General features: G+C 56.7%; 16 protein-coding genes and 2 tRNA genes. 7 read left to right on the forward strand and 11 right to left on the reverse strand.

Going from position 1 to position 18,083, the window contains the following annotated elements:
- Positions 1–26: 26 nt before the first annotated feature.
- Positions 27–1,121 (reverse strand): TDT family transporter, encoded by a 1,095-nt coding sequence (locus DB51_RS08635; protein ID WP_156958294.1) that lies wholly within the window; start codon positions 1,119–1,121, stop codon positions 27–29.
- Between the two features lie 103 nt (positions 1,122–1,224).
- On the opposite strand from DB51_RS08635, the gene DB51_RS08640 reads away from it, so the two are divergent.
- The 3 genes from DB51_RS08640 to DB51_RS08655 all read left to right on the forward strand — a co-directional run bounded on the left by DB51_RS08640 (position 1,225) and on the right by DB51_RS08655 (position 3,543).
- Positions 1,225–2,163, forward strand: coding sequence for a LysR family transcriptional regulator (locus tag DB51_RS08640; protein WP_034253256.1), 939 nt, complete (start codon positions 1,225–1,227; stop codon positions 2,161–2,163).
- A 163-nt stretch (positions 2,164–2,326) separates the two neighbouring features.
- A complete protein-coding gene (locus tag DB51_RS08650) occupies positions 2,327–2,551 on the forward strand; it encodes a hypothetical protein (protein ID WP_034253259.1) in 225 nt (74 codons plus the stop codon).
- 245 nt (positions 2,552–2,796) lie between these two features.
- Complete coding sequence (locus DB51_RS08655) at positions 2,797–3,543, forward strand: SDR family NAD(P)-dependent oxidoreductase (protein WP_034253260.1); 747 nt, start codon at positions 2,797–2,799, stop codon at positions 3,541–3,543.
- A gap of 53 nt (positions 3,544–3,596) precedes the next feature.
- On the opposite strand, the gene DB51_RS08660 is transcribed toward DB51_RS08655, so the two are convergent.
- The 5 genes from DB51_RS08660 to gltX form a co-directional block, all read right to left on the reverse strand.
- Entirely contained in the window at positions 3,597–3,980 is a 384-nt protein-coding gene (locus tag DB51_RS08660) for a nuclear transport factor 2 family protein (protein ID WP_051867410.1), read from the reverse strand.
- 257 nt (positions 3,981–4,237) lie between these two features.
- On the reverse strand, positions 4,238–5,050 hold the full coding sequence (locus tag DB51_RS08665) for a potassium channel family protein (protein ID WP_238548338.1): 813 nt from the start codon (positions 5,048–5,050) through the stop codon (positions 4,238–4,240).
- Positions 5,051–5,322: 272 nt separating this feature from the next.
- Positions 5,323–5,397 (reverse strand) — tRNA-Gln (locus tag DB51_RS08670).
- A gap of 44 nt (positions 5,398–5,441) precedes the next feature.
- Positions 5,442–5,514 (reverse strand) — tRNA-Glu (locus DB51_RS08675).
- Between the two features lie 64 nt (positions 5,515–5,578).
- Positions 5,579–7,159 (reverse strand): glutamate--tRNA ligase, encoded by a 1,581-nt coding sequence (gene gltX / locus DB51_RS08680; protein ID WP_051867411.1) that lies wholly within the window; start codon positions 7,157–7,159, stop codon positions 5,579–5,581.
- Positions 7,160–7,315: 156 nt separating this feature from the next.
- On the opposite strand from gltX, the gene DB51_RS08685 reads away from it, so the two are divergent.
- Positions 7,316–8,500 carry a low temperature requirement protein A gene (locus DB51_RS08685; RefSeq protein WP_051867412.1) on the forward strand — a complete coding sequence of 395 codons (1,185 nt, stop codon included), beginning with the start codon at positions 7,316–7,318 and terminating at the stop codon, positions 8,498–8,500.
- A gap of 329 nt (positions 8,501–8,829) precedes the next feature.
- On the opposite strand, the gene nrdG is transcribed toward DB51_RS08685, so the two are convergent.
- The 3 genes from nrdG to DB51_RS08700 form a co-directional block, all read right to left on the reverse strand.
- Entirely contained in the window at positions 8,830–9,543 is a 714-nt protein-coding gene (nrdG, locus tag DB51_RS08690; RefSeq protein WP_084674657.1) for an anaerobic ribonucleoside-triphosphate reductase activating protein, read from the reverse strand.
- A gap of 24 nt (positions 9,544–9,567) precedes the next feature.
- Entirely contained in the window at positions 9,568–11,982 is a 2,415-nt protein-coding gene (gene nrdD / locus DB51_RS08695) for an anaerobic ribonucleoside-triphosphate reductase (protein ID WP_034253261.1), read from the reverse strand.
- A gap of 298 nt (positions 11,983–12,280) precedes the next feature.
- Positions 12,281–13,015 carry a YoaK family protein gene (locus tag DB51_RS08700; protein WP_162174639.1) on the reverse strand — a complete coding sequence of 245 codons (735 nt, stop codon included), beginning with the start codon at positions 13,013–13,015 and terminating at the stop codon, positions 12,281–12,283.
- Positions 13,016–13,301: 286 nt separating this feature from the next.
- Between DB51_RS08700 and DB51_RS08705 the strand changes: the two genes are divergently transcribed.
- The 3 genes from DB51_RS08705 (at position 13,302) to DB51_RS08715 (ending at position 16,181) form a co-directional block, all read left to right on the forward strand.
- Positions 13,302–14,387, forward strand: coding sequence for an ABC transporter substrate-binding protein (locus DB51_RS08705; RefSeq protein ID WP_034253263.1), 1,086 nt, complete (start codon positions 13,302–13,304; stop codon positions 14,385–14,387).
- Between the two features lie 10 nt (positions 14,388–14,397).
- Positions 14,398–15,186, forward strand: a complete 789-nt coding sequence (locus DB51_RS08710; protein ID WP_034253265.1) for an ABC transporter permease — start codon at positions 14,398–14,400, stop codon at positions 15,184–15,186.
- A gap of 185 nt (positions 15,187–15,371) precedes the next feature.
- On the forward strand, positions 15,372–16,181 hold the full coding sequence (locus DB51_RS08715; protein WP_034253267.1) for a DUF805 domain-containing protein: 810 nt from the start codon (positions 15,372–15,374) through the stop codon (positions 16,179–16,181).
- A gap of 99 nt (positions 16,182–16,280) precedes the next feature.
- Here the strand turns inward: DB51_RS08715 and DB51_RS08720 are convergent, their stop codons facing one another.
- On the reverse strand, positions 16,281–17,168 hold the full coding sequence (locus DB51_RS08720; RefSeq protein WP_034253269.1) for a hypothetical protein: 888 nt from the start codon (positions 17,166–17,168) through the stop codon (positions 16,281–16,283).
- A gap of 130 nt (positions 17,169–17,298) precedes the next feature.
- Positions 17,299–17,958 (reverse strand): histidine phosphatase family protein, encoded by a 660-nt coding sequence (locus tag DB51_RS08725; RefSeq protein WP_034253270.1) that lies wholly within the window; start codon positions 17,956–17,958, stop codon positions 17,299–17,301.
- Positions 17,959–18,083: the final 125 nt, after the last annotated feature.

The raw sequence follows: 18,083 nt of genomic DNA on the forward strand, positions 1-18,083 counted from the left end.
CGTTGCTCAGACCCGACGAATGCGGATCACACGCCCGATACTCGCCCAGTCCGCCGCCACTGGTCAATCGCCTGTTTTGCAAAGCGGAACATCACATACATCACCATGACGAAGGCAAACGCGGTTTCCACATGCTGCAGGGCGAACAGCCATGAGGGCACCGCCCAGCCCACGCCCGAAAAAAGTCTGAGGGATTTCAGCAGTGCTGTCGCGGTGATGACGAAGGGGAAGGTCATCGCCGCATAGGAGGGGGCGAAGGGAATACGCAGCAGTCGGGGCATCTGCGTGAGCACGACGGCGAAGAGCAGCTGGGCGCATATCACCATCACCAGCACCATATAGACGTTCGGACGACTCTCGGCGGTGGTGTAACCGGCGATGCACAGGCTCATCGGCGCCGCGTAGATGCAGAAGGAGGGGCGCGCGGCCTGCGGCAGCGGCATACGAAGCATTCTCATGGTCACCACGATGAAACTCAGGCCATACAGCAACAGTCCGCACCAGAAAATCAGCAGTCCGAGGGCCTGCTGTCCAAGCGACTGCGAGGTCACCGAGGCGACCACGATGCCCACGAAGCCTACAAACCATGTGGGATATACGGCAGAGAGCTCGAAACGACGGATAACGAAGCGGCTGGTGATATGCACCATGAGGATGATGTTGCAACTCACGGCAAAATACCATAATGCGACAGCCAGAACATGCCAGGTGCCCGGCAGCGGGGCGAGGTAGCTCGCATATTGCATCATCGACATCAGCACGGTGGCGGACACCGGAGCAACCATCGGATTGGACATATCCTCGCCAAGAACGATGCTGGGGTGAATCAGGCATTTGATGACGATGGTGGAGAAGAAGGGAAGAGACAAGAGCGCAAACAGCACATGCAGCCAGTTGGCGTCATCGGGGAACATCATGCCCAGCAGCGCGCCAAGCGCCAGTATGCCGAGGGTCAGGCCACCTTTGGGCAAGGGAACGGAACGATGATAGCTTCGCAACCGTGATTCAGGGGCTTCGGCTGCCAGTTCCGCCGAAGGACCCGTCAACCCGGCCCGCGAATCCCCATCGGTGCCGCCAAGCCCGTTTTGTGAACCATTCAGAATATTCGATGCTGTGCTCACACCCTCACTGTGCACTCAATATATCCATTCTTCAAATTACTATTAAACATGGTATCTATTCTTATATGGAATTTAATATGCAGACGAGTCGAAAGGACCAAGGGTGTCAACCGTCGACGATCTGAGCTTCACTCATCTGGTAACACTGATAGCGGTTTTTGAAAACGGGGAATTCACCGCGGCGGCAGACGAGCTCGGCATCGCCCAATCCACCGTGTCCAAACGAATCGCCGCCCTGGAATCGGCATTCGGTCTCCGCCTGTTCATCAGGCGGGCCAAGAGTCAACTTCTTCCGACACCGGCGGGGAAACGTCTGTATTCCTGTGCCGCGGAGGTACTCAGGCAGTGGTCGGACACGGTCTATCACATGAATCCCCACAACTTCCGAAAAACACCGTTCTCCCTGCTGCTTTCCCATACGGCTTCCAGCACTCTGCTGCCCAAGGTCATCCGAGGCTTGGACGGCCTGCTGGACACCATGCAGTTCTCGGCCCACACGATGAACTCGGACCAGATCATCGACGGCATCATCAAAAAACAAGCGCATATGGGCATCATCGAAAAACCCGTGGATACGGACATGGTGAGGCTCGATGTGCTGGGCGAGGACAAACTCGTTCTGGCATTCAATACGAGCGCCGAAACGGCGGCATCTGCCGCATCCGCATCCCAGGCTTCCGTCTCACACCATCACGGCAATTCGTCGACGTCACTCAACGCGTTCCCCGACATCTCTTCTGACGCATTGTGGCTGCTGCGAGAGTCCGGCTCCGGCGTGCGGTATTTCACCGATATGTTCTTCCGAACATTCGACATCAGCCCAACGCATATGGTCGAGCTGGACAGCAACGAAAAAATTCGTTCGGTACTCGCCTCGGGAGTGGGGTGCACCGTGCTGTCGGAGAACTGCGTTCCTCCGAATGTGCGGACCTTCGATCCGGGCGAAGCCTTCATACGTCACTTCTACGCAGTGACGCCCAACACCGGTCTCAACCCTGACCAGCGCATCATCGCCGAACATGTCATGGAGCTTCTCCGCTGAAATTCCGACGTCAATGCTCATCCAAGGCATCGGATCGCGGCGGGCGTTCGGTGTTATCACCAGACTGCCGGGCAGCAGCATCAGAATCATCCTGCAGGACGACGACGCATGTCACTCTTTCGAAGGATACCGGGCAATCCTTGCTGCTTATACTCTCTAGGCTATGGATTGGTATCAGATAGGATTTTGGATTGGATTGGGCGTTACGGTGACGGGCTTCATCGTCCTCAGCCTGGGCAGCGCATCTTTCAAACTTAGGGCTTACAGGAATCTCCCCGCCTGGGACGGCGCGACAAAGCCGCTGCTACGTTGGGGCATGCTGATTCTCATCGTGGGGCTACTGATTTTTGTGCCGGTGCTCTATCACCTGTACATGGCCGCCGCATAGCAACCGTCGGCATTATTGCCATATGCACTCATTGCGGCAGACGCTTGTGGAATACACGCCGGCGCGAGGGATTCGTTCGTATTGCATGGATTATCGATGTCGCCCCGCCCTCTCGCATTGCATCATCGCCCCGACTCCATCTCTGAGCTTCACACAGCTCTCAGGATGTGCATCTGGCAATGGCATATGGTGAGTTTTTTCACGAGAACCTATACGATGTTCTTACCTTGTACAAAGGAGGAACAATGTCAATGGGGACAAGATTCGACAATCAGACGATCATCGTCACAGGAGCAGGATCAGGCATCGGCAAAGCCACGGCTGAAAGGTTGCTCGACGAGGGCGGAAGGGTTATCGCCACCGATATCAGCGCGCAACGTCTTGAGGACCTCACGGCGTCACATCCAAGGGCAAAACTGGAAACACTGGCCGGCGATATCTGTGATGAGACGGTTATAGATGGCATCGTGAACCTGGCGGGCTCGCACATCGACGGCCTGGTCAACAATGCCGGAATAACCGATGGGTTTCTGCCCAACGCCGAGGTCGACAATGCAACCTGGGACCGAGTACTCGCAGTGAATATGACCGCGGTGATGAAGCTTTCCAGAGCCGTGCTGCCGGTCATGCTCGATGCAGGAAAAGGGTCTATAGTCAACGTATCGTCCGAAGCCGCTACACGCCTGGCGGCTGGTGTGGCGTACACCGCCACGAAGTATGCGGTTATCGGCATCACCAAAAACAACGCCGCTTTCTACACGCGCAAAGGGGTCCGGACCAATGCCGTCCTACCTGGAGGAGTGGTGACGAATATCGAGGCTCCCTTCAAATCCGAATATGCGATGGAAGTCTTGGGGCAGGCCTTCTCGATGGCCCCTGCACCCGCCTCGGCAGAACAATTGGCCGCCGCCATCACCTGGCTGCTCAGCGATGACTCGGCGAATGTGTCAGGCTCCGTGGTGAACTCGGACGGAGGCTGGAGCACACTCTGACCCAAAGGAACCGCATACGCCGGCATGAGCGGCGAAAACAGTGATTCAACCGCTCATCCGGCGATGCTCACCGAGCCTCTAATCACCTGCCAGCGCCCATCAGTGAGCTTCCATTCACGATGCCAGCGCAACCGCCCTTTAACCCTTTCGCCGTTGATGACATTCACCACATCCGCAACGACTTCGGTTGACCCCGTGGTCTTACCTTCTCCGGCGCTGGAGCAGCGTCGAGAAATCTCGTCCAAACGCTCGAATCTGGTCGTGCCGTTTCTATGGGACTCCAAGTCATCCTGTTTGCTCAGATTCTTCCCATCGATGCCGACGAACACGAGGTCATCTGAAATCATCCGGTCCAAGGCTGCCACATCGCTATTCCGCATGGCCTGTTGCAATGCCGTCTCAGCAGCATCAATCGATATCGGCTCTGTCTCCTGCAAGTCTTCCTCCTATTTCGGATGCCAGTCCAACAATGGTATACCTGAGTAACGAACTGCGAATCGTTTACATCGCCTGCAGGATGTCACAGGCGGCGTTAAGATTCTTTTCTGATATACATTCAGGGAATGTCGGGAAGGAGACCAATGGCGTTACCTGGACTACAGCACAGCGCTAAATCAGATAACCTATGATGTCCGAACAACATCCGCGCAGACGCAAGCTGATCGTTTCAACACTATGACGAGGAGGTCAAGTCCTACTTGCTGTCCCGAATCGGTATCATGTGCGGGTCCATCTCAATAGCATGGGGACCTGCTGTTTTCGGTTCAACTGGGTTGCCTGTGACCATAGCAACGCCTCGGCCCTCGGAATCATCTAGTTTCCTTTCAATACGTTCCAACCTATGTGATATTTCTTCGACTTCCTCGTGGTTGATGCTCGATTCCTTATGCTCTTCGGCACTGACCTCATCGACAATCCACGAAGCCAGAGTGGCGGTCACAACCCCTATCAGCGCTATGCCACCGAGCATAAGCACAAAAGCTATCACCCTACCGGTCGATGTGACGGGCGCATAGTCACCATATCCGACAGTGGTAATGGTCACGAAGGTCCACCACAAAGCCTGGCCGAAAGTCTTTATCGAAGCCCCAGGTGCGGAGCGTTCAGCGTCCAGAACGGCTAATGACCCTATAAACACGATGAGCGTAACCGATGCTCCCACATACATGGTGATACGGCCTCGCAGAGCCATGCCGCTTGTTCGATGCAAGGCATTCAACGCGGTCAACACACGAAGCACACGCAACGGTCGCACCATGGGCAGAAGAACGACCAATAGATCGAACACATGATGTTTGAACCACTCCCATTTCCTCTCCGCCAACAACAGTGAAACCACGTAATCCACCCCGAATACCACCCAAAGCGCATTCATGGAGAACTCTGCAGCGCGATTCCAAATTCCTATGGGTTCCGAAAGTATCTGCCACGCGTATATCACCAGGAACAACAATGAAAGGGCCGTCAGCGGCCACTCCGTTGCCGACTCCCACTTTTTCAAATTCATACTGAGCACCATTGTCGCCCATAGGGACAAACTCGAAGGTCAAGAACACCTTAACGGCGTATGACCCGGTGACTCCACAACACTTATCGGGGAATTTCACCCTCTGACCAACTCCGCGTCCTCGGCAGAAGCCCCGCTTCGGCAGGGCTTGCTGTTTTCCTGCTTGGCTCGTTGATGTTTGGCACACCTATGGCACACATGATTCACCGAAACCGGGATGAATTGAACACGGAAAAAGCCCTGCAGTCGTTGTGGCTGTAGGGCTTTCATATTGGCTGGGGTACCTGGACTCGAACCAAGAACAACTGAACCAGAATCAGCCGTGTTGCCAATTACACCATACCCCAATTGGCTGGCGTAACAACCGTAAAGACGATTGCCGCGTCCGTCGTACCCCCAACCGGATTTGAACCGGTGTTACCGCCGTGAGAGGGCGATGTCCTAGGCCGCTAGACGATGGGGGCCTTCTTCTGTTATCCGTTGCGTCGCTTCCGGAGAAAAAACGCAGCGGATACAGAATATACATGCTTATAAGTTGTTTTGCAAGCCGCGCAGTCTTGCGAGTGTCACATGCTTGCCGATAATCTCCATGGATTCAAACAACGGCGGGGAAACACGCCGACCGGAGACCGCCACGCGAATCGGCCCGAAAGCCAGACGCGGCTTGTAGCCACCTTCCTCCACAAGAACCGTGCTGAGCAGTTCGTGAAGGGTGTCCGTACGCCAATTCTCGTCGGACACGTCATCCAACGCGGCTATGGCCTTCTCAAGCACTTCACCGGCGGTGGCCTTCAGCTGCTTACGGGCATCGGCCTCGGGCTCCAGATACTCCGCAGTGCTCAGCAGACTGCCGGCCATACCGGAAACCTCGCTCAGCAAGCGCACGCGTGGCTGAATCAAGGGCGCAGCGGTCTGCAGCACCGTCCGCTCACGGTCGGTCAAGTCATCCCATGTTTCTGCGGAAACCGCATCGTCGCGGAAGAGGTATGGAATCGAGCGGCGCAGGAAGTCGTCCTCATCGAGCATGCGAATATGCTCCGCATTGATGGCCACGGCCTTGTCGATGTCGAAATGCGCAGGATTCGCCTTGACATCGCGAATGTCAAAATGGTCTGCAAGCTCCTGCATGCTGAACACATCGCGGTCAGGGCCGATTGACCATCCGAGCAAGGCGAGATAGTTCAGAAGCCCTTCGGGAATGAAACCGTGCTCCCTATGCAGGAAGAGATTGGATTCCGGGTCACGCTTGGACAGCTTCTTCTTGCCTTCGCCCATCACATACGGCATATGGCCGAAGAGCGGCATCTCCTTGGCGATGCCCAGCTCGATCAATGCTCTGTACAACACGATTTGCCGTGGTGTGGAGCTCAGCAGATCCTCGCCGCGCAACACCACGTTGATGCGCATCAGCGCGTCATCAACCGGGTTGGTCAGCGTATACAGCGGGTCACCGTTAGGGCGCACGATAACGTAGTCGGGAACCGAACCGGCCTTGAAGACAATCTCCCCACGGATGAGATCATCGAACGCCACGTCATCCTCGGGCATGCGAATGCGCAAGGCCGGTTTCCTGCCCTCATCACGGAAGGCCTGTTTCTGCTCCTCGGTGAGAGTCCTGTCGTATCCGTCGTATCCAAAGGCTTTGGGACGACCTGCGGCGATGTTACGTGCCTCGATCTCCTCGGAGGTCGAGAAGGACTCATAGGCATACCCTGCCTTGACGAGCTTCGCGGCCACATCCTTATAGATGTCGGTGCGCTCGGACTGGCGGTACGGGCCGTCGGGTCCACCTACTTCGATGCCTTCATCCCAGTCCAGACCGAGCCAGCGCAGGGCCTCGATGATCTGGTCGTAGCTCTCCTGCGAGTCACGAGCGGCGTCGGTGTCCTCGATGCGGAACACGAAGGTTCCTTTGGTGTGACGGGCCTCGGCCCAGTTGAACAGTGCGGTGCGCACCATCCCCACATGCGGCGTGCCGGTCGGCGACGGGCAGAAACGCACACGAACGTTATCAGGCAACGCGATGTGCTGTGAATGCTTGGCTTTGGTATCCGATGCAATATCCGCAACTGCTGCGGCTGAATCTTGTTGAGAAGTCTCTTGGGTCATGTCCCTATTGTGCCGCGGCAACGGGACGGAAGGAAACAGCACGTAACGGCATTCCTCTGACCTACCGAGAGCTACGGGACCTGCGTTCATCAGCATGGTCTCTTATTCGCCCGTGGATTGTGTAGTCTGGGGCTGAACAAGCAGGCGGGAGAGCACATGTCAACGTCGCACCAACAACCACACGGGTCTTCTCGTTTTGGTCTGCGCCCGATGCTGCCCCGAGATCCTCGAGAGACGCATCGCTCGGCCAGCTCTTTGGAGCTCTTTTTCGACCTGGTCTTCGTGGTGGCCGTTTCCTTCGCCTCGCAACGACTTCACAACCTCGAGTCGACAGGCCATATCGGCAACAGTCTGATGATGTATGCGATGGTATTCTTCGCCATCTGGTGGGCGTGGATGAACTTCTCCTGGTTCGCCACGTCCTTCGCCACCGACGATTGGCTGTACAGGGTAATGACCATAGTCCAGATGGTCGGCGCCCTGGTGCTTGCCGCAGGAGTGCCGGAGGGAATGGACGAGGGCAATCTGACCATCGTCACTCTGGGCTATGTGCTGATGCGATTGGCGATGGTCGGGCAGTGGCTGCGAGCGAGCGCCTCCAGCGAGGAGTTTCGTGGAACCGCAATCCGATATGTCATCGGCGTGGTCGCTGTGCAGATTGCCTGGCTGCTGCGACTCGCCTTGCCCGCGAATCTGGCGATTGTCAGCTTTGCCATATTGGCGGCTGCGGAAATCGCAGTGCCCTTATTGGCGGAATCCCATCGAACGACACCCTGGAATCCCGGCCACATCACCGACCGTTATGGTGCCTTCACTCTTATCGTTCTCGGTGAATCCATTCTGGCGGCAGCCAATGTGTTGGTTGATGCTCTGGGTCGTGGTGAGCATATAGCCCGGTTGCTGACACTGGCAGCATGCGGGATTCTGATGGCGGCGGGCATGTGGTGGGTGTATTTCGCCCGTGACCAGAACAGGCAGATATTGGGCAATCGTTCCACGATGTTCTTCGCTTATGGGCATTATCTGATTTTCGCCGCTGCAGGAGCCTTCTCGGCAGGCATCGAACTATTGGTGGACGCATTGGAAGGCTCGGGAATGGCCGCAAGATTGGCTCCTGCAGCTCTTGGACTCCCTGTACTGATATTCCTTGCAGGCGTGTGGGTGTTAATGCTGCGCCATTGCCTCGGACGCGCCGGAGACATCTGGTACGCCCTCGGTGTGGGTGTTGTCGCGCTGAGTTGTTTCCTCTACCCGCAGATGTCGCCTATCGGCACCACAATCGTTGTGATTCTGGCGGTCATTGGCACTGAGATACGGCGCAACGGCGAAGAGGAGTCTTGACGCAAGGGTTCTCATCCCCTGCAGGCACGGGCTTTGGCATAGAAAACGTGCAAATTCCCACTCGCCTTCATCGCTTCGCCGTTTGTGTAGGGATTTTCATATACATACGGCCCTGAACAGCTTGAAAATGGCGGAATACCGTCAAGCGGTTTCCTCGAAGAACAAGATCTCAGCAATAATCCCTACACAAACGCACCTATTCTCGGCACCGGCGCTCCCCCGAAAACTCCGCACTTCCCGACCATACGAAACTGTGCGTGTGCGCATGTGAAGCGCACAAATCGCGCATCCTCACGTGTGCATACGCACAGTTCACATCGAATCAGCCGCTACGCCTTCTGCTCTTCGTCGCGGTCTTTGCCATAGAGTTCCGGGATAAAGCGCTCCTGATCGTGCAGCTTGGCCCAGATTACGGGCTCACCCGCAGCGAGAGAACGTTTCACATCAATCACCCGCTGATTCGAGGAACCTCTGAATTGCAGCAGGCTGTTCTTCTCCGACTCCAGATAGCGTCCGTCGACCAGCACATCGACATCAGCCAGCAGCTCAGCCTTGTCGGGAGTCTCGCCGGAACGCATCAACTCCTCCCATGTGTAGCCCGTCCAGCACCAGATGTCCTTGCTCTGCCCGAAGCGCTCACGGATCTTATGCACCAGCGGATTGAGCATCGGCGTATTGAGCATCGGCTCACCGCCGAGCAAGGTCAGACCCTGCACATAGGGCAGAGCCATATCGGCCAATATCCGCTCCTCAAGTTCAGGCGTGTAGGGATGCCCCGCACGGAAATTCCATATCGAAGCATTCCAGCAGCCTTCGCAATGAAACGGACAGCCGCTGACGTAGATGGAACAGCGGATGCCTTCGCCGTCGGTGACCACGAAGCGCTTGTAATCGGCGACGATACCTCTGCTGAGTTTGCGTCCGTCCCACTGTCCTGCCCTGGGATTGTTCGTCAGACCGGATGGCACTCCCGGTCCACGTCCCGCCTCTCCGTGGGCGAAATCACGGCGCCCAGGGGCGGTTGCGATGAATGCGTCACCCATCACAGCTCACCCCCGTTCTCATCTTTACTTGGCGTCATCCCACCATTCCCTGGTGGATCCGTCCTTGAGCACCACATGCCCCGTCTCACCGGCCATGTGCTTGACGCGATGGGCAATCTCCTCATGACGTCCATGCACCATCGGGCGCTGAACCGGATTGCCGAGGTATCCGCAGGTTCTCTTGGTCACATTGCATTTGGCGGGATCGCTGTTGCCGCACTCCGGGCATTTGAATCCTTCTTCGGTGGGCTCGAAGTCGCCTTCGAATCCACACTCGAAGCAGTGGTCTATCGGGGTGTTCGTCCCCAGATACCCTATGCCGATACCGTAGGCGAAGTCCCAGACGGCCTCAAGAGCCTTCGGGTTCTGTTGCAAGGTCGGGAACTCACAGTAGTTGATGAAACCACCGCTGGCGAGATACGGGAAGTCACGCTCATATGTGAGCTTCTCCATAGGTGTCGGACGCAGCCAGACAGGATAGTGGAAGCTGTTGGTGTAGAAGTCATGATCGGTCACGCCTTCCACGGAGCCGAACTTCTCCTTGTCCAAACGGGCGAAACGATCCGTCAGGCTTTCCGCCGGCGTGGAGTACACCGAGTAATGATACCGCTCGGTCTTGGCCCACTGCGCGCAGAGCTGGTTCATCCTACGCACGATGCTGAGCGCGAATTCCTTGCCGTCCTCGTCCCAGGAATGGTCCTTCATCCAATCCTTGCCGAAGAACACCGCGGTCGCCTCATACAGACCGATGTAGCCCAGTGAAATGGTCGAACGCTCATCGCGGAAGAGCGAGTCCACTTTTTCACTCGGATCAAGACGGCCGAAGGCACCGTATTGGAAGAGCGTGGGAGCATTGATCGGAGTGGCCTGCTTGCATCGCATGATGCGGAACTGCATCGCATGATGCGCCACATCCATCCGCTGGTCGAATATCTTCCAGAAACGATCCTTGTCACCACGTGATTCCAAGGCGATACGAGGGATGTTGACGGTGACCACACCCAGATTCATGCGGCCGTCCTCGACGTCCTCGCCAGTCTTCGGGTCGATCCAGCCCTGCAGGAAGCTGCGGCATCCCATCGGAGCCTTGAAGGAACCGGTGATCTTCACGATGTTGTCGTAGAACACGACGTCCGGATACATGCGCTTGGTGGCGCATTCGAGCGCGAGTTCCTTAAGATCGTAGTTCGGATCGCCCTCGTCGGCGTTGATGCCGTGTTTGATGGTGAACACCAGCTTCGGGAAGATCGCCGTATGACGTTCCTTGCCGAGACCGCGAATTCTGATCAGCAGAATTGCACGTTGGATTTCCCTGGAGAACCAGGACTGTCCCAAACCGAAACCTACCGTGACGAAAGGCGTCTGACCGTTGCTGACGCGATTCGAATTGATCTGATATTCCATCGTCTGCATAGCGTCGTAAATGTTCTTACGCGTAAGAATCTTGGCATATTCCTGACGTACCTGCTCAAGCTCGGAAACGTCGCTATCGAATGGGGTATCCGCCGGCAGCGCCTCACGATTCTCGAAATGCAGCCATCCCGGTTCCTTGGCCTTGAGGTTCTCGACGCTTTGACGCGCCACCTCAATCGGAGCGTTGTCGGGGATAACGGCCTGTGCCATATCGAGATTCTTGCGATAATCCAAGCGGGCGTATGGTTCGAGCATCTCGTCGCAACGGTTGACGGTCTGACCGCCATACTGGCACCCGGCAATATCCTTGATGATCTGGGTGATTTGCGTCGAGGCGGTGCCGATGGACTTCGGAGAATCCATCATCGCGTTGCCCAACGCGAAACCGTGCTTCAGCATGTCACCGAAGTCGGGCAGCGAGCAGTTGGTCATCGGCGTGAAAGGCGAGTAATCGGCGTCGTGGAAGTGTATATCGCCTTTGAGATGAGCATTGGCCACCTCTTTCGGCAGCATATTGAGCGCGGAGGCCTTGCTCACCGCACCTGCCAGCAAATCTCGCTGAGTGGCGTAGACGTTGCTGTCTTTGTTGGCATTCTCGCGGACGAGGGTCTCATCCTTGCTGGTCAGTCGATTCACTGCCTCGTTGACGTCAGTGGCCTTGGCGCGATCGATGTCGCGGCTCAGACGGTATGTCGTGTAGGAACGCGCTATTTCATAGTGGTGACCGTTGATAAGCGCATGCTCGACAAGGTTCTGGATATCCTCGATCTTGACTGGCTTGGTGTACCTGTCTCGAACCTCGCCTTCGACCTGTTCGGCGATGGCGTGAATGGTCTGGCTCTCCTGAGGGCCTACTTCCTCACCGGCATCCTGATATGCCGATTCGACGGCACTGACGATATTGACGGGGTCGAAATCGACGATTCGTCCGTCCCTCTTCTCCACAAGAAGTCCCGCAGTCTTCTGACCGTCTTCGGAACCTTCTTCAACAACGCTCTCGGCGTTATCCAGCAGCTGACTCTCCATAAATCTCTTCCACCTCACACTGACGGAACTACATGTCTGTCATTTATCCAACAACCCAAACGATACCACCGCCATCACCATATCTAGGGATGAATATGCAAATAATCCCCATATGTAGGGTTTTTATGAAATTCCTGAGAACAGCGCAATCAACCAGATTGCAGAAACCGCACCATGATGCCCCTCCGGGCACACCCCGAACAAGACACGCCGGACATTCCGCACGGGCCGGTCGACAGGATGCGCTTTCACCTCCCCGCCGGCATCGACAAAGCGCTCCGCCATGCGAGCTACGAAGCTAGAGGGTTCTGCTTTGAGTCCAGGGCGCCTTCGAATTGCGCAGCCGGAGGGAAAGCAGGGTGCATACCAGTATGACGACGAAAGTGATGACCAGAACCAGTCGATATTCAAGGTATCGAATAACCAGAGTCCCGATAATCGCACCGGAGACCATGCTCAGGATGGAAGCAGAGCGGCGCCTCAACTGCCCGCGTCCGGACCCCTCCTTACTGAGATCCGACGCGATTCCGGTCATCGTCAAGGTCAGCACCGTAGTCGTCATATCCGGTACCTTCAATGCGCGAACCGTCGAATTCTGCAAACCGAAGGAGGCTGCAAGCAATACGGTGAGAATCTGCATGGTGACGGTCTCTTCGATAGGCATGATGAAGGCAATCAGCAGGGCCACCGCAACTACCACATCCTGCAACACCAGGGATGCGAGAAGATGCCGGCCACGATGCCTGCCGAAGGCCTTGATGAGCAGCCCTCCGGATGCTGCGGCTATCAGAAAGGGCACAAGCGCCAGAACGTACGATTCCCAGAAAAAGCCGGGGGCACCTCCGAGCGCAAAGCCCAGGAACATGAGGCTGCCGGTGATGTTCGCCACGAACACTCTGCCTAGGAGCAGATAGCTGAAGGCATCCACCAGACCGGTCACGAAAGTCAGCATGGTCAGTAGCAAAGGCAATGGCCCATCCTGCTCATCCGAAGATACGACAGTGCGGTACATGGTGCCGAACTTAGTGTTCACGTTCACTCCCCTAGCTGACAACAACGCCGACACTCCAACCATACGTGACCAGCCGAGCACAACTCAATGACGAGCAGCTCGGCAAGCCCCTCGCGCTTCGCCTATAATGACTATGTTCGCGCGGTTGGTGGCAGCAGCCGTGCCTTTGAGGTTTATCAGCAACCGCACCCTCCTCTCAGAGGAGCAATGCGGAGGTCTGGTGCATCGCGCGGGCTTCTTTCACCTTCCCGTCGCGGTTCACCGGACCTGAACGCGCGGAACGCGCAGAAGGCAAGGTGAAACAGAGTTGGGAATACGTTCACGAGGGAAGAGCATCGCACGCGTCGTCGCAGCGGCATGCGGATTGGCGCTGGTCGCGGCATCCGCGGCATGCGGAGGCACGAACAGCGGTAGCGGAGATGAACCGGTGACCTTCATGCTCGACTGGACTCCGAATACGAACCATGTGGGGATATACGCGGCCCAATCACTCGGATATTACAAAGACGCGGGCATCAACGTCAACATCCTGCCCACTGCTCAGGCGGGCGCCGAGACCTCGGTTGAGAACGGTGTCGCCGACATCGGCTTCACCACTCTGAGCAATGTGGCGGCATTCAATGCGCAAGGCGCATCCCTGCGCTATGTATTCGACCTCACGCAGAAGCCTGTGGCCCGTTGGTGCTCGCTTGCTTCAAGAACGGATATACAGACTCCCAAGGATTTCGACGGCAAGACCTTCGTGAGCTTCGGATCTGCCGAGCAGACGGCGGTAATCAGACAGATGATCAAATCCGCCGGAGGAAACGGCAACTTCCAAACGGCGACGGCCGGCACGAATACCTTCCAGACCCTGAGCAGCGGGAAAGGCGACTTCGGAGGCTTCTACGTCACATGGGAGAACGTGGAGAGCAAACTCAACGGCCCTGCCCTGAACTGCTTCGTCGCCTCGGATTGGGGAGTCCCCGGCAACCCCGACCAACTCGGTTTCGCAGTGAACTCTTCCTGGCTCAACAACACCAAGAATCAGAAGAAGCTGCAGTCCTTCATCACCGCCACCATCAAGGGATATGATTATGCCCTCTCACATCCGGATACCGCTGCCGACCTGCTGGTAAAACAAGCCAAGGAAGCCAATCTCGACGCCACGCTTGCCAAAACCTCGATGGAGGACATCGTCAAGGGCGGGTATTGGACCGGCAAGGAGAACGGCACATCGCTTTCCGGGAAGTTGAATGTGCAGGAGAGTCAGGACTATCTGAATTTCCAGCAGTCCGCCGGGACCTATACCGATGCGTCCGGAAACAAGATAGACAAGGCTCCGCAGGCTTCCGAGCTGTCCACCAACAGCTACGTGGACACCGCAGCCTCGAACGCCCATGCGCAACAATAATGGCCCTGGTATGAACGCATCACCTGCACGCCATCGACAAAGCGGCCACCTTGCAATCTGGCTGCTGCCGTCATCCCTGCTGATAGTCATACTGTTGGCCGTATGGGAAGCGGCTGTGCGATATTCCGGCATATCCCCCCGAACGGTTCCTGCACCTAGCGCCATCGCCTCCGCGACCGTGGAAACCTGGCCCGGGCTCATGGAGGCAAGCGCGGTCACCGCCTATGAAGGAATTCTGGGCTTCGCGGCAGCGGTCGTCCTCGGTGTCGGCATCGGCATGGCCATGTATGTCTGGAGAGGTCTGCGAGCCAGCGTCTATCCTCTTCTTGCCGGAGCCCAGACCATCCCACTGATCACCATAGCTCCGCTATTCATCATCTGGTTCGGTTTCGAACCTTCAGGAAAAATCGTCATCACTGCGGTCTTCGCGATATTCCCCATTGCCGTGCAGACGCTTCGGGGTTTGAGCGCCGTCCCCCGGTTCTTCTCCGATGTGGCTTTGACCTGCGGTGCCACTCGCTCATGGACGTTATGGCATGTGACGTTGCGAGTCGCCGCGCCACAGATATTCACCGGCTTGCGGGTCAGTGCGGCATATGTCTTCGCTACGGCAGCCACCGCCGAATATCTCGGAGCACGCAACGGACTTGGCATATGGCTGCAGGCGGCTTTCAATTCCTTCAGAACTCCGCTGATTTTTTCCGCCACCCTGGTGATCGTCGTGCTCACCGGCCTGCTGCTTGGGCTGATCAGCCTTGCTGAATTGCTGGTGATCGGGGCCGACAACCAGGATTCATGAGTATCGCTGGCATGCACGTTCCGGCAGCATTGCCGTAATCTACAATTATCCGTAACCACAAACACCATGATTTCAGCACCACGGTGTCACAACAACGGTGTCACCACCGCCGACGTTTACCGCCGACGTGACGTACAAGTCGGTTTCCGAAGTACACGTCATCAATGAGAGAGCGAAGGAAGCGCATGAATCCAGACAATACCGATCCACGGGAGCAGGACCAGCGACTACCTGAATTCGGGCAATACGCCCCGGATCAGCAGCAGGCGCCGAAGGCTCCGAGCGATGAGGCCCCGCCACAATACGGGCAGCGCGTTCCCGAGTATATTCCCCAGTACACTTCCCAAAGCACTCCCCAGTACGCCCAGCAGGCCTCCGCGCCGAGCACACTGCCGCAGATACCCCCGCAATACGACGCGAGCGGCAATGCCTTCGGGCAGGAACCACCGCTGTACTCCCCTTGGTACGGTATCGGATTCGGTAAGGCCATCCAGCGTTTCTTCGCCAAATACGCCATATTCTCCGGACGCGCTTCACGGGGCGAGGTCTGGTGGATGGTGCTGTTCAGCGTCATCGTCACCACCGTGGTGCTGTCACCGCTGAGACTCATCTCACCATCAGTCAACACCTGGGCCGGCTACGCATGGGAACTGGCGTTATTCATCCCGTGGCTGGCCGTCGGAGTACGACGTCTGCACGATGCCAACCTCAGCGGCTGGTGGATCGTGCTTCCCACCCTGCTGACCCATGCCGCATCCATCGGACTGAACCTGTTCGTTACCGGTCGGCTGCAGAATCTGCTGGAGTACGTCGCTGCCAACGGCACCATCGAGGGGTATCCGGGAGATACGCATTCGCTGATTGCCCTTGTCCTTATTCTGGTGTGCATGGCGGCCGTAGGCGGGATACTGTGGATCATATTCATGTGTTTGAACAGCAACGCTTCAGGCGCACGGTTCGACAAGCCGAATAGCGAAGTAGCCGAGAGGCGATAACTGCACTAAAAGGACAGCTTTTCGGAAGAATTATTACCACACTGCTGTCCTTTTAGTGCAGTTATCGTATTGGGGCCTTACACGCCAAAACTTGAAGAGCTATAGCTCGACGTGTTCCTTGCCGTCATCGTTATTCTGCACATGGGCGAATTTGGCGGCAAGCGCTTCCTTGTTCTTGCGCTCGTCCTCCGCCTTGGCCTGCTCCTTGGCGACATTCGGGTCCCACAGCACGTCTTCGAGGTGTTTCTCCCACTCCCTCTGCGCAAGCGGAGCAATGAACTCTGCGAAGCTGATTAGCTTGACCGACCCTTCGGTGCGCGCGTTGAGCATTCCCGTGAAGTCATGATCGCTGAGGAACACCCTGGGAATAGCCAGACGCTCCTGAAGTTCGTTAAAGAAAATCAGAGCCGGTAGAGCCCGCTGCGGCTGGTTTGGATCGTCGACGCCGATGGCATCCAACAGAGTGTCGATAGAGACAATCGACAAGGCAAAACGCTGGGCTATGCCTTCGGGGTCCAGTGTGGCTTTCAGCCCGTCATCGGAAAGACCCAAGGATGAGCCTATGCTTTCGAGACTTTCGGCAACCGTATTGACGGTATTCTGATCCCAATCAACGCCCAGCATGGCCGAAGCGGCCATAACCAACTTGGCGTCGCCACTCTCGGAATATGCGGAGATGGCGTCATAGGCCTCATTCGCACGGAGCAGTGCGTCCACGACGGTCTGCGGACGTCCGGGGATTTCCGCGGCTCCCTCATAGACATATTCGGCATCGGGAACCGTAACGTCCTCTCCGGTGAGAATCCGTGCGATGGTCTGCGTAATACGCACCTGCAGGTTTTCCGCGTATTTCGCGTCATTGTCCATCTGCAGGGCCTCGCTGAGCGGCCACAGCTTCACCAGTTCCGCAGCGGCAGCTGCCGCATCACGCAACGCAGGCAACATCGCTACACGTCCGATGTCATTCGTCTTGATTACCGTGGCCATCTTTACCCCCTTGTTTTCGCTTCGCCGATGCATCGCAGCATGGTGTCACCATCATCATCGACGCTCAGCGCTTGGCTTGCTCCATCATAGACACCGAAGCGGCCTTCTTGGGCAACAGAGAACAGCAGGCTCAGATGACCGCGGCAGCGGGATCCGCATATTCAATGGACACAGGCAGTTTCGTGGTGTTGTCGAAAGTGATGGTGGTGATAGAGGCCAAGCCCGTGTGCCTCAGCAGCATATTATGCTCAGCCCTTCCCGTTTCCAGAAGATGTCGAAAAGTCCAGATCGGGGATTCATGGCTCACCGCGATAATATGCTCACCCGGGTATTCGTCGACCTTTTCGTACACGAAGTCTCCCATCCGCTGGGCAATCTGCCGGTAACTCTCCCCCCAACTGGGTTTCCACAGATTGTGCAGAAGACCGATGTTGCCTTTGCGCCACACGGCGCCGTCACCGTGTCCGATGCGTTTGCCCCTGAATTCATTCCCTGCCTCGATGATGCGCTCATCGAGAGCGAGCGCCAAAGGACCCTGTCCTCTGTTGTCTCTTTCCTCGTTCAGGGATTCCAGAATCGCCTGCGATGTCTCCTGTGTGCGGTCAAGAGGCGAGGAGAATACCGCCACCGCATCGCAGAGCGCCGGTTGCCGGGCTATGTATTGTGCGGTCGCACGTGCCATGCGCTGACCACGAGCAGAAAGGTGGAAACCGGGAAGACGCTCGTAGAGCACATGTTCGGGATTGAATACCTCGCCATGCCGAACCAAACTCACTGTCGTCGTTGTCATATGACCAGCCCTTCACACAGTCGGTTATCGTCAGGAGGACAGTACATCCTCATGGGTCATGGCACAGTCGAATTCGCCATCACCATATACAGCGTGTCGTGTACAGAGGACATATAGAGTATGCC

The organism is Bifidobacterium crudilactis (assembly GCF_000738005.1).
In the GTDB taxonomy this organism is placed as follows: Bacteria; Actinomycetota; Actinomycetes; order Actinomycetales; family Bifidobacteriaceae; genus Bombiscardovia; species Bombiscardovia crudilactis.

Bases quoted from the DNA above. Each gene is read 5' to 3' on its own strand.
- DB51_RS08725 (WP_034253270.1), bottom strand. From the start codon at position 17,958: ATGACAACGACGACAGTGAGTTTGGTTCGGCATGGCGAGGTATTCAAT.
- DB51_RS08720 (WP_034253269.1), bottom strand. From the start codon at position 17,168: ATGGCCACGGTAATCAAGACGAATGACATCGGACGTGTAGCGATGTTG.
- nrdG (WP_084674657.1), bottom strand. From the start codon at position 9,543: ATGGGTGACGCATTCATCGCAACCGCCCCTGGGCGCCGTGATTTCGCC.
- DB51_RS08715 (WP_034253267.1), top strand. From the start codon at position 15,372: ATGAATCCAGACAATACCGATCCACGGGAGCAGGACCAGCGACTACCT.
- DB51_RS08665 (WP_238548338.1), bottom strand. From the start codon at position 5,050: ATGAATTTGAAAAAGTGGGAGTCGGCAACGGAGTGGCCGCTGACGGCC.
- gltX (WP_051867411.1), bottom strand. From the start codon at position 7,159: ATGACCCAAGAGACTTCTCAACAAGATTCAGCCGCAGCAGTTGCGGAT.
- nrdD (WP_034253261.1), bottom strand. From the start codon at position 11,982: ATGGAGAGTCAGCTGCTGGATAACGCCGAGAGCGTTGTTGAAGAAGGT.
- DB51_RS08655 (WP_034253260.1), top strand. From the start codon at position 2,797: ATGTCAATGGGGACAAGATTCGACAATCAGACGATCATCGTCACAGGA.
- DB51_RS08710 (WP_034253265.1), top strand. From the start codon at position 14,398: ATGAACGCATCACCTGCACGCCATCGACAAAGCGGCCACCTTGCAATC.
- DB51_RS08685 (WP_051867412.1), top strand. From the start codon at position 7,316: ATGTCAACGTCGCACCAACAACCACACGGGTCTTCTCGTTTTGGTCTG.
- DB51_RS08650 (WP_034253259.1), top strand. From the start codon at position 2,327: ATGGATTGGTATCAGATAGGATTTTGGATTGGATTGGGCGTTACGGTG.